At 70.7% G+C, this 11,553-nt stretch carries 9 protein-coding genes; 6 read left to right on the top strand and 3 right to left on the bottom strand.

The window, feature by feature from the left end; all coding sequences use genetic code 11:
* Nucleotides 1–104: 104 nt before the first annotated feature.
* Nucleotides 105–1,112 carry a chitinase gene (locus KDL01_RS33475; RefSeq protein WP_212532696.1) on the bottom strand — a complete coding sequence of 336 codons (1,008 nt, stop codon included), beginning with the start codon at nucleotides 1,110–1,112 and terminating at the stop codon, nucleotides 105–107.
* Nucleotides 1,113–1,380: 268 nt separating this feature from the next.
* Between KDL01_RS33475 and KDL01_RS33480 the strand changes: the two genes are divergently transcribed.
* On the top strand, nucleotides 1,381–3,291 hold the full coding sequence (locus KDL01_RS33480; RefSeq protein WP_212532697.1) for a glycoside hydrolase family 9 protein: 1,911 nt from the start codon (nucleotides 1,381–1,383) through the stop codon (nucleotides 3,289–3,291).
* 78 nt (nucleotides 3,292–3,369) lie between these two features.
* Here the strand turns inward: KDL01_RS33480 and KDL01_RS33485 are convergent, their stop codons facing one another.
* Entirely contained in the window at nucleotides 3,370–3,684 is a 315-nt protein-coding gene (locus KDL01_RS33485) for a zf-HC2 domain-containing protein (RefSeq protein WP_212532698.1), read from the bottom strand.
* The gene (locus tag KDL01_RS33490; protein ID WP_307846733.1) at nucleotides 3,681–4,274 is read right to left on the bottom strand and encodes a sigma-70 family RNA polymerase sigma factor; all 594 of its coding nucleotides are present in this window, start codon (nucleotides 4,272–4,274) and stop codon (nucleotides 3,681–3,683) included. Before KDL01_RS33490 ends, KDL01_RS33485 begins: the two co-directional genes overlap by 4 nt.
* 183 nt (nucleotides 4,275–4,457) lie before the next feature.
* Between KDL01_RS33490 and KDL01_RS33495 the strand changes: the two genes are divergently transcribed.
* The 5 genes from KDL01_RS33495 to KDL01_RS33515 all read left to right on the top strand — a co-directional run bounded on the left by KDL01_RS33495 (nucleotide 4,458) and on the right by KDL01_RS33515 (nucleotide 11,374).
* On the top strand, nucleotides 4,458–4,781 hold the full coding sequence (locus KDL01_RS33495) for a hypothetical protein (RefSeq protein WP_212532700.1): 324 nt from the start codon (nucleotides 4,458–4,460) through the stop codon (nucleotides 4,779–4,781).
* A 19-nt stretch (nucleotides 4,782–4,800) separates the two neighbouring features.
* Complete coding sequence (locus KDL01_RS33500; RefSeq protein ID WP_212532701.1) at nucleotides 4,801–6,363, top strand: molybdopterin-dependent oxidoreductase; 1,563 nt, start codon at nucleotides 4,801–4,803, stop codon at nucleotides 6,361–6,363.
* A gap of 164 nt (nucleotides 6,364–6,527) precedes the next feature.
* Nucleotides 6,528–9,830, top strand: a complete 3,303-nt coding sequence (locus tag KDL01_RS33505; protein ID WP_212532702.1) for an AfsR/SARP family transcriptional regulator — start codon at nucleotides 6,528–6,530, stop codon at nucleotides 9,828–9,830.
* A 101-nt stretch (nucleotides 9,831–9,931) separates the two neighbouring features.
* Complete coding sequence (locus KDL01_RS33510; protein WP_212532703.1) at nucleotides 9,932–10,795, top strand: NAD-dependent epimerase/dehydratase family protein; 864 nt, start codon at nucleotides 9,932–9,934, stop codon at nucleotides 10,793–10,795.
* A gap of 363 nt (nucleotides 10,796–11,158) precedes the next feature.
* Nucleotides 11,159–11,374, top strand: coding sequence for a hypothetical protein (locus tag KDL01_RS33515; RefSeq protein WP_212532704.1), 216 nt, complete (start codon nucleotides 11,159–11,161; stop codon nucleotides 11,372–11,374).
* Nucleotides 11,375–11,553 lie beyond the last annotated feature (179 nt).

Here is an 11,553-nt window from a genome sequence, read left to right on the forward strand (position 1 = left end):
CCGGGGCGGGAAGGGCGCGGCGCGGACCCGACGCAACAGGAGCACCGCCCGGGCGCCGCTTCGGCATCCGGGCGGTCAATGTAATCAACTCCCGGCTCGGACTTCTAGCCGGTGAAGGCGCCGAGCGTGTTGCTGAAGTCCCAGCTGTTCTGGGCGATGCCGGAGCAGGTGTTGGAGCCGGCTTTGCCGACGCATCCGCCGTTGTCCCGCTGGACCGCCCAGATCGTCAGTAGATTGATGTTGTTGGCCTGGGCGAAGGACACCACCGTCTGCGCGTCGGTCAGGTTGGTGACCTCGTTGCCGGTCTTCTTGTCGTCGATCCCCGGCATCAGCGTGACGGCCTCCATGTTCCACAACTGTGCGGCACTCGCCGTGGTGAAGATGGAGGCCAGCTGGGTGTGGGTGCTCGTGGCCGCGTTGATCGCGGCCTGGCCCATGCCCACGGTGCCTTCGCCGCTGATGTAGTAGTCGAACGCCATGATGTTCACCGAGGTCACGGCGGCGTGCTGGGCGACGGCGCTCTGCAGCACCGATTCGCCGTTGGGGTCGAGGCCGTACTGTTCGACCGGCAGGGTGTACTGGATCTGCAGCGGAATGCCGTTGGCCGCGGCCCAGGCCTCGGTCAGCGCGATCGCCTGGTTGCGTCGCGCGATCCCGGCCGTGTTGTTCAGCGAGTTCGATTCGACGTCGAAGTCCAGTCGGGTGACCCCGAGTGTGGTGATCACCTGCTCGTAGTCCGCAGCGATCTGGCTCACGTCGGTGCAGGAGTCCGCGATCTCGGTGCCGCTGTGGTCGGCGCTGTATCCGCCGAACGAGGGGATCACGTCTCCGCCCAGGGCGCGCAGCGAGGCGATGTCCGCGTCGTAGTAGTCCAGCGGCATGGTCGAGGAGCTGTTCCAGTCGAGCGAGCAGGACCCCTTCTTCGCGGCCTGCAGGAAGGCGAGCGTGAAGTACCTGACCCCGGAGGCCTGCGCGGTGGCGGTGAGGCTCGGGGTGTTCGGTGCCAGGTAGGTCTCGTAGTAAGGGGCGTATACGTGGGGCGGCAGCGGGGTGTACGCCGCCGCCGAGGCGGGTGTGGCGGATGCGGCGATGCCGCCGAGTGGCAAGGCCATGCAGAGCGCTGCCCGTGCGATGAGCGTGAGGCGCGACTTCACGGATGACCCTCGTCTCTGCTAGGGAGTACTTAGTAAGTACTCTTTCCTTACTCATGGGTCAACGGCCCGTCGAACGCGGCGTCAGGTCAGGGGGCGACCGCGCGGCCGCGACCCGTGACGCGCCCGCGGCGCGCCCTTGACGGCCGAGCAGAGTCCTGCTTCCTTATGAGGAAAGTAGGTTTACTTACCCAAAATCGTGATCTTCTGACACTTCCAGGATGGCCTCATGCGCCGCTCAGGGATCGCTCTCGCCTGCTCTTTTGTGCTCGGCCTGTCCGGCGCGGCCGTCGGCGCCGCCCCGGCCCACGCGGCCGGCGCCACCGCCCTCGTCCGGATCAACCAGCTCGGCTACGCCGCAGCCGGCAAGCGCGCCTACCTCATGTCCTCGACCACGGAGACGGGTGCCACCTTCAGCGTCCTGAACTCCTCGGGCGCCGTCGTCTACACCGCCCCGGTCGGCGCGAACCTCGGCTCCTGGAGCTCCGCGTACCCTGACGTCTACGCGCTCGACTTCGACTCGGTCACCACGGCCGGCACGTACACCATCTCGGTCAGCGGACCGGTCGCCGCCACCTCGCCCGCCTTCCCCGTCGGCACCGGCCAGAGCCTCTACGCGGGGGCCATGGCCAACGCGCTCTCCTTCTACCAGGACGAACGGGACGGCGCGAATTACATTCCCTCGGCGCTGCGTACCGCCCCCGCGCACCTGAACGACGAGCACGCCATGACGTATCAGACCCCGTCGTACAAGGCCTCCACCGGCGCCTTCTCCGGCAGCCTGACCCCGCTGGGCATCACGATCGACGCGTCCGGCGGCTGGTGGGACGCCGGGGACTACCTCAAGTTCACCGAGACGACCAGCTACACCGTCGACATGATGCTCCTCGCCGTGCGCGACTACCCCACCGAGACGGGCGCCGGGTTCAACGCCGAGGCCAAGTTCGGCCTCGACTTCCTGCAGAAGATGTGGAACGACACGACGCAGACCCTTTACTACCAGGTCGGCATCGGTGCCGGGAACGCGAAGACGGTCAGCGACCACGACATCTGGCGGCTGCCCCAGGCCGACGACACGTACGACGGCTGCACCTCGCTCTACCGGTACATCTGCAACCGCCCGGTCTTCCCGGCCAACACCCCCGGCGGCCTGATCAGCCCCAATCTTGCCGGGCGGGTCGCGGCCGCGTTCGGGCTGTGCTACCAGGTGTACCGAACCTCCGACCCCTCCTATGCCGACACGTGCCTGCTCTCCGGAGAGCACGTGTTCGCGTTGGCGAACACCGCCTGGACGGGCAACCTCACCACGGCCATCCCATACAGCTTCTACCCCGAGGTCGAATGGCGCGACGACCTCGAACTCGGCGCGACGGAGCTCTATGACGCCCTCACCGCCGCCACCCCGCCCGCCGGACTGCCCCAGTCGAACCCGAGCTACTACCTGCAGCAGGCCGCCACCTGGGCCAACGCCTATATCACCGGCCCGAACGACGCGGCGGACACGCTCAACCTCTACGACGTGAGCGGAGTCGCGCACTACGAACTCGCCAACGCGATCAACGCCGCGGGCGACCCGTCGGGCCTGGCCACCTCGGTCGCGGCACTCACCGCGGACCTCAAGAAGCAGCTCGACAAGGCCGTGACACAGTCCGCCGCCGACCCGTTCGGCTTCGGATTCCCCTGGGACACCTGGGACACCACTTCGCACGGCGCGGGCCTGGTGGTGATGGCCGGGGAGTACGACCAGCTCACCGGAACCAGCACCTACGCCCCCTACGAGGAGCGCTGGACCGGCAACATCCTCGGTGCCAACGGGTGGGGCCTGTCCTTCATCGTCGGGGACGGCAAGAACTTCCCCGGCTGCCTCCAGCACCAGGTCGCGAACCTCGCCGGCTCGCTGACCGGCGGCACCCCCGTGCTCGCGGGCGCGGCGGTCGAGGGCCCGAACTCCAAGGCCACCACGGGATCGGTCAGCGGCATGGTCGCATGCCCCGCGAACGGCACGGACACCTACGCGGCGTTCAACAGCTCCAACGCGGAGTTCCGCGACAACATGCAGTCCTACTCCAACACCGAGCCGGCCATCGACCTGACCGCCGCCTCCGTTCTCGCCTTCGCCCGTCGGATGGCCGGTCAATGAGCGGACGCGGCTCAATCGCCCGGCAGGAGCCGAGCCGCAGGGCAGGGGTACGGCGACGGTAGCCCGTCTGCCTGCGCGTCATCCCTCGCGGGCGCGCCGTCGCGGCATGGACCACAGCCGTCGGCGGCGCGCTCGTTCCTGGGGCACGGAACGGGCACGCGCGACTGTTTCGTCCACGAGCGTGTCCGGCGGCGTGGTCGCGGTGGAGCGTGCCAGGCCGGCGATCACTTCGCGGAACGCCGGGACGTCGGCGGTGCACAGCGGGCAGCCGGCCAGGTGCCGTTCGAACTCGGACCGTTCGGCGCCCGCTACCGCGTTGAGCGCGTAGGCGCCGACCAGAGCGTGCTCGTCCTCGGCGGATTCGACGGCTGAGACTCCTCGTTCCCCGGTCATGCCCGCCCGCCCGCCTTCTCGCCGACGCCCATGCACGACTTGAGGTTGCCGAGGCCCTCACGCAGGCGCGCCTTCGCGGTGCCGAGCGGGACCTGGAGCTTGACCGAGATCTGCGTGTGGGTGAGGCCGTCGAAGAACGCCAGGTGGATCGACTCGCGCTGCAGCCGGCTGAGCACACCGAGACAGGTGCGCAGGCGTTCGCGATCGCCGGCCTCGTCGACCGCCTCGGCCACCTGGTCGAAATCCACCATCGGCAGCAATGCCTTGGCGTGGAGCTCCCGGCGCGCGTGGGCGCGCTCGGAGCGCACCTGGTCCACCGCGCGGCGGTGGGTGATCGTGACGATCCACGCGTGTGCGCTGCCGCGATCACGCTCGTAGCGGGCCGCGGTGCGCCAGATGTCGAGGAACGCCTCCTGCGCGACCTCCTCGGCGAGTGAACGGTCCTCGCACACCCGGAGCGCGACCCCGAAGACGAGCGGTGCGAAATAGCGCGTCAGCGCCTCGAAAGCTGATGCGTCTCCTCGCGCGGTCTGTCGTAGAAGCTCCTCCGGAGAGCGTCCTCGGGTGCTGGCCTTCTCGCTGTGCTGCACGGCGGTTGTTTCCTCCTGTACGGGACCCATCTTCGGTATTCGGAGCCGGCGGGCGGGCGGATCGGTGGGACCACCCGTGATTCACCTCACCCGCCGGGCCGCCGATCCAGGCCGGTGTGCGCGCCGATTACCTGGCGATTCCTCGGCCCGGGGAATCGATCGTCCGTCAGGAGAGGCCCTGTCATGTCCAAGCCCCTGTCCATTCGACCGCTCGTCCGTCGCCCGCTGGCCCTGCCCGCGACCGTCCTCGGCGCGGGCATCCTGACCCTGACCCTGGCCGGCTGCGGGTCGAACGGCGCGTCGCCCGCGGCCTCGTCGTCGAGCCCGATGATGCATTCCTCCTCGCCCATGATGGGCACCGCCACGCCGATGGCAGGGCATTCGAGCCCGATGACGGCTCAGAGCATGATGGCCTCGTCGAGTCCCATGACGTCTCACGGCATGGTCTCCTCGTCATCCGGTGCGCCGATGGCCGGGGCGTCGGCCTCCGCTTCGGCGATGCACTGAGGGCGGGCGCACGGTGCGGATGACGCGTTGGCTGTGCGGCGGGCTCATCGGCCTGGTGTCCGCGCTCGCGGCGGTGGCGGTCGGTGAACTCGGCGCGGCGCTGGCCGCGCAGTACGGTGCCGCGGCGCCGAGCGCTCCGGTGGTCGCGGTCGGCGAGTGGGCGATCGACCTCTCGCCCGCGTGGCTCAAGGAAGCGGCCATCCGCCAGTTCGGCACGCACGACAAGACGGCGCTGCTCACCGGCGTGTACCTGACGATCGCCGCCGTCTCGGCCCTCGCCGGCGTGCTCGCCCGCCGGCACCTCGGCGCGGCCTCGCTGTGCGCCGCGGGGTTCGGACTGCTCGGTCTGGTGGCCGCGGTCACCAGACCGAGCGCGGGGCTCGGCGCGTGGTTCCCGGCGCTGCTGGCGGGGGTGACGGTGGTCCTGGTCCTGCGCTGGCTCACGGTGCTGAGCCTGCGCGCGGAGGCGTCCGGCGACGCGTCGAGGCCCGAAGGCCGACGGCGCTTCCTGCTCACACTCTCGGGTGTGGCCGCGTCGGGTGCGATCGGGGCGCTGGGCGGGCGTGCCTGGTTGGCGTCGAGGTACAACGCCGGCGCGGCGCGTGCCGCGGTCGAACTGCCGGAGCCGGCGAGCCCGCTGCCCGAGCCGCCTGCCGGAGTGCACCCCGGCGTACCCGGCCTCGAACCCTTCTTCACCCCGAACACCGCGCGGGGCGGGTTCGCCGGCTTCTACCGGGTGGACACGGCTCTGTCGATCCCGCAGGTGGACCCGAAGTCGTGGATGCTGCGGATCCACGGCATGGTCGACCGGCCGTTCGAGATCAGCTTCGAAGACCTGCTGCGCATGCCGCTCGAAGAGCACGATCTCACGTTGACCTGTGTGTCGAATCCGGTCGGCGGGCCGTACTGCGGCAACGCCCGCTGGCTCGGCACGCCCTTGACGCCGCTGCTGCGCCGGGCCGGGGTGCACGCCGGCGCCGACCAGATCCTGTCCACCTCGACCGACGGGATGACCATCGGCACCCCGGTCGAAGCGGTGCTCGACGGAAGACAGGCGATGCTCGCGGTCGGCATGAACGGCCAGGCCCTGCCGATCGAGCACGGATTTCCCTGCCGGATGCTGGTACCGGGACTGTACGGCTACGTCTCGGCCACCAAGTGGGTCGTCGACCTCGAGCTCACCACCTTCGCCACGGATTCGGCGTACTGGGTGAACCAGGGCTGGGCCCGCCAAGCCCCGGTCAAGACCGCATCCCGCATCGACCTGCCGCCCGCCGGAGCGAGCGTGCCCGCGGGCGTGGTCACCGTCGCCGGAGTCGCCTGGGCCACCCACCGCGGCGTCGCAGGGGTCGAAGTGCGCGTCGACTCCGGCCCCTGGTCCCCGGCGGACCTCGCCACCGCCGACACCCCGGACACGTGGCGGATGTGGTCCTTCCCCTGGCGCGCCGCCCCCGGCCGCCACACGCTGACGGTGCGTTGCACGGACGGAACCGGGACCCTGCAGACCCCGGTGAACCAGGACGTCATCCCCGACGGCGCCACCGGATACCACTCCGTCACGGTGAACGTGGTCGGCGGCTAGCCGTGCTGCCCGGTGGTGTCGATCAGTGGCACTGCCAGGGCCCGGCCGGGCCGTTGGAGCGTTGAAGTGGTCGGATGTCGCGGATCTTCGGCTTCCGTGGGCGCGGACGGGCCGCATACTCTTTGCCTGTCACGACTTCACGGACGGAAGAGAGGTGCGCGCGCATGCGCTTCGATGTGTTGGGGCCCCTCCAGGTCCGCGCCGATGACGGGTCCGTCGTGGACGTGCGCGGCTCGATGCGGCGGGCGCTGCTCGCGGCGCTGCTGCTCAACGCCGGGAGCGTCGTCTCCGCCGATCGGCTCTCGCAGTGTCTGTGGGGCGACCGGCAGGCCGGGTCGAGCGCGACGCCGCTCTACAACCAGGTCATGCGGCTGCGCCAGAGCCTCGGGGCCGAGGGGGAGCGGATCAAGGCCCTGCCGCCGGGCTATCTGATCGAGATCGGGCCCGGGGAACTCGACGTGGCGGAGTTCGAGCGGCTGTGCTCGGCCGGCTGGCGGGCCTTGACGGAGGGCGAATGGGAGGCGGCCGCGTCCCAGTGCGCGGCGGCGCTGGCGTTGTGGCGCGGGGAGCCGCTGGCCGACGTGTCGAACGCCGCGCTCTACCAGCCGTGGCTGCTGCGCATCGGGCAATTGCGCCTGCAGGCAACGGAATGGCGGATCACCGCCGATCTCAACTGCGGCCGGTACGAGGAGCTGATTCCGGAGCTGAGCGACCTCGTCCACGCGTTCCCGCTGCGCGAGGCGCTGCACGAATCGCTCATGCTGGCATTGGCGCGCAGCGGGCGGCAGGCTGAGGCGCTCGCCGCGTATCAGGACGCTCGCAGGCTGCTGGTCGCGGAGTTGGGCATCGAACCCGGCGCGTCCCTGCGACAGCTGCACCAGCTGATTCTCAGCGGAGACGCTGCGGTCCTCGCCGCGCCCGCCGGCGTGGCGAGCACAGCAGGCACGGCGAGCACGGCGAGCACCTCGGGCGCGAGGCCGTCCGCACCCGGCGACAGAACGCCGAACCAGCTGCCCGCGGACGTGCGCACGTTCACCGGGCGGGGCCGGGAGCTCGAACGGCTGCTGGCCGAGGCGGACGAGGCACGGCAGGGTACTGAGGCCGGGATGGTGGTCATCTCCGCGATCGACGGGATGGCCGGCATCGGCAAGAGCGCCTTGGCGATCCACGCCGCGCATCGGCTGGGCGAGTGGTTCCCCGACGGTCGGCTCTTCGTCGACCTGCGGGGATTCACCCCGGACCAGGATCCGATGACGCCGGAGGAAGCGCTGGGATATCTGCTGCGCTCGCTCGACGTCGCGCCCCGGCAGATCCCGCGCGACCTCGGCGAACGCGCTGCCTACTACCGCTCGCGGCTCGCGGGTACGAAGACGCTCATCCTGCTGGACAACGCCGCCAACTCCGCCCAGGTCCGTCCGCTGCTGCCGGGAGCCCCGGGCTGCCTGGTCCTGATCACGAGTCGCGCCGTGCTCTCCGGCCTGGACGACGCGTCCCTGCTCTCGCTCGACGCCCTGCCCGACGAGGACGCGATCGCCCTGCTGCACAAGGTCGCCGGGCCGGGGCGGGGGCCGGAGGGAGACCCGGCGATCGCCGAGCTGATCGCGCTGTGCGGCAACATGCCGCTGCCCATCCGCATCGCCGCGGCGAGTCTGCGCCATCCCGGCGCGCCGCAGATCGCCGCCCTGGTCGCGCAGTTGCGCGACGGCGCCGGCCGGCTCGAGCGGCTGCGCGACGACGAGCGCAACCTGACCGCGCTGTTCGATGCCTCATACGGGAGCCTCGACGCGGGCGAGCAGCATATGTTCCGGTGCATAGCCCGAGTGCCCGGCCCGGACGTGGACGTGTACGCCGCGGCGAATCTGGCCGGACTGGACCTGCCCGCGGCGCGGCGCGTCCTGGAATCCCTGCTCGACCAGAATCTGCTGGTCCAGCATGCGGCCGACCGCTATCGCATGCACGATCTCCTGCGCAGCTACGCCACCGGGCTCGAAGGCGCCGAACTCGCTGCGCAGTACGAGGCGGCGCGCGGGCGGCTGCTGGACTACTACCTGTGCGCGGCCGATGCGGCCGTGCGCCATCTCGACCCCACCCGGACCGGAAAGGCCGGGCCCGGCCCCGCGGCGAGTCAGACCCCTGTCCTGTCCGCGCGCGCCGACGCACTGGCCTGGATGCAGACCGAGCAGGCCAATCTCGTCGCCGCCGTCGGACTCGCCGCGGCCACCGACCCGCTGCGCGCGATCGCCCTGGTCGGCTGCATGGGCCCGTTCCTCCTGCTGCATGGTCCGTGGACGCAGGCGGCGGCCTTGCACCGGAAGGCCGCGGATCTGGCCGCCGGGCTCGGCGAACGGGAGCTCGAGGCCGAGGCGCTGTTCCGGCTGGCGCGGATCATGAACGTCAGCGGACAGCTTCCGGTCGCCGCGCACCTGTGCGAGCAGGCCCTGGAGCGCTACGCCGAGGTCGGCGCGCTCGGGGGACAGGCCAACGCGTTGTGCGAGCTCGGCCGGATCAAACACGTGGGCGGCGATCTTTCCACCGCGGCCGAGCTGATCGAACGGGCCGTGGCCATCTTCCGCGACACCGAGGATCTGCAGGGGGAGGCCACCGCGCTGATCGAACTCGGCCGGGTGCGCCAGCTCTTCGGGCAGGCCGAGGTGGTCGTGGGCCTGCTGCAGCGGGCGTTGGAGCTGTTGCGGCGGACCGGATATCGGCTCGGCGAGGCGAACACACTGATCGACCTGGCCTATGCGTTGATGATCGCGGGCGGCTACGCCCAGGCGGCGGAGTACGCCGGCCAGGCGCAGGCGATATATCAGAGCCAGGAGAGCGCGCACGGGGAGGCGAACGCACTCGGGCTGCGCGGACAGATCCTGGTGTGGCTCGGCGACCACGAGGCAGCCGGCGCGCTCTACCAGCGCAAGCTGGAGATCGACGTCAAGATCGGCTTCCGGCAGGGCGAAGCCATCGCCCTGTGGGGGCTCGGCCATGTCGGCCTCGCGGCCGGGGACCTCGCCGAGGCGGCCGGGCTGTTCCAGCGCTCCTACGCCATCTTCGAAGAGGGCGGATACGCGTTGGGCCAGGCCGACGCGCTGCACGGTCTGGCGCGCACCCGCTCGGCGAGCGGCGACCACGACGGCGCCGCCACGATTCTCGAGCGCTCGTTGGCGATGTTCCGGGACAGCGAGGACGTGCAGAACCAGGCGGCCGTGCTCAACAGCATCGGCGCGCTGACGCACGAGACCGGGCAGGCGCGGGCCGCGCTGGACCACCATCGACAGGCACTCGAGCTGGCCCGGGAAGCCTCGAGTCCGCTGGACGAGGCGCGTGCGCTCGACGGCGTCGCCCGCTGTCTCGAGACGCTCGGCGAGCGCGACGGCGCGCGCAGGGAGCTCGGCGCGGCGGTGAAGCTGTATCGGCAGCTCGGCGTGCCCGAGGCCGGTTCGGCGGCCGAGCGGCTTTCCGTACTCTGATCGGTCCGCGACGCAAGACGCGTGATCCCTTCGGCTCGCGGCGCACGTATCGTGGTACCGCAAGTGGTTGTCGGTACACGGAGAAGGCGGGAGCGGCGGATATGCCGAAGGTGGCGGTCACCGGGAGCAGCGGCAAGCTGGGTCGGCACGTGGTGCGGGAGTTGGTGCGGGCGGGCTGGGACGTGGTCGGCCTGGACGCCCGGGCCCGGCCGCAGGAGGGTGAGCGGGCGGTCGTGGTCGACCTGTCCGACTTCGGCCAGACCTTCGGGGCGCTGTCCGGGGTGGACGAGGTGGGCGGCGGCTTCGACGCGGTCGTGCACCTGGCGGCGATCCCCGCGCCCGGGCTGCGACCGGACGCGGTGACCTTCCACTCCAACATGGCCGCCGGCTACAACGTCTACTCCGCCGCGGTCCGGGCCGGCGTGCGCACGATCGTGTGGGCGTCGAGCGAGACGGTGCTCGGTCTGCCGTTCGACGAGGCGCCGCCGTACGTCCCGGTGGACGAGGAGTACGCGCCGCGCCCGAACAGCTCGTACTCGCTGTGTAAGACGCTCGAGGAGGAGATGGCCCGCCAGCTGTGCCGCTGGGAGCCGGAACTGACGATGGTCGGGCTGCGCTTCTCCAACGTGATGGACCCGGAGGACTACGCGAAGTTCCCGGCGATGCAGCACGACCCGATGCTGCGCAAGTGGAACCTGTGGGGGTACATCGACGGCCGGGACGGCGCGCAGGCGGTGCGCCGGGCGCTGGAGTACCAGGCGAAGGGCGCCGAGGTCTTCATCATCGCCAGCCCGGACACGGTCATGGAGCGGCCCAACGCCGAGTTGCTGGCCGCCTGCTTCCCGGACGTACCGCTGCGCAAGCCGGTCGGCGAGCACGAGACGCTGCTGAGCATCGACAAGGCCCGCGCATTGCTCGGCTACGCGCCGCAGTACAGCTGGAGGGACCCGGCGCCGACCGTGTGAAGGATGGTGCGGCGGTGGCAGGGGTCAGTGGCCTGCCGTAGCCGGCAGCCGGGGCACACACGGTAAAGCTGTATGCCTGATGTCACTCGCGTGACTAGGGTTTGCGTTCATGAAGAGTCGTACGACCATACTGGCGGGCGCGACGCTGGCGGCAGCCGTCGCGCTGTCCGGTTGCTCCAGCTCGGAGTCGAGCTCCGGCGGGTCCGCCCCTGGGGCACTCGGCACCCCGCGCGCGGTGCCGAGTGCCCCGGCCATCTCCGGCACTCAGCTGACCGGCACTCAGCTCACCGCGGCGCTGCTGACTCCTGCGGCACCGTCAATCTCAGCGGCCAGGGCTTCAGCGCCACGCTCACGATAAAGGTCGTGGCCGCGAAATCCGGCGTCGGCCAGCAGGACTTCGCGAACACGATGATCGGTACGGAGGACGGCACTTTGACCGCGCTGATCACCACGGTGACACTGGACGGACCGGACGTGCTGATGGTCGGCGCGAACAAGCTCGGGAAGACGGCGGTGCCGACCGACGTCGACTCCGGCAGCCTGCTGACGAAGCTGATCCTCAAGGTCGCGGCCGCCTGACCGACGCGCGCCTGACCGACGCGCGCCTGCCCGCGCGCGTCAGGGCGCCTCGAGGCCCCCGTCCGGGCGGCGGACGCCGGCGGACCAGGTTTCGTGCAGGAACTTCGTCGGGGGGTACTTCGCCGCCGCCTTCTCGTCCAGGTCCACGCCGAAGCCGGGGGCGGGGGACGGGGTCAGGT

Source organism: Actinospica durhamensis (assembly GCF_018139695.1).
GTDB classification, from domain to species: Bacteria; Actinomycetota; Actinomycetes; order Streptomycetales; family Catenulisporaceae; genus Actinospica; species Actinospica durhamensis.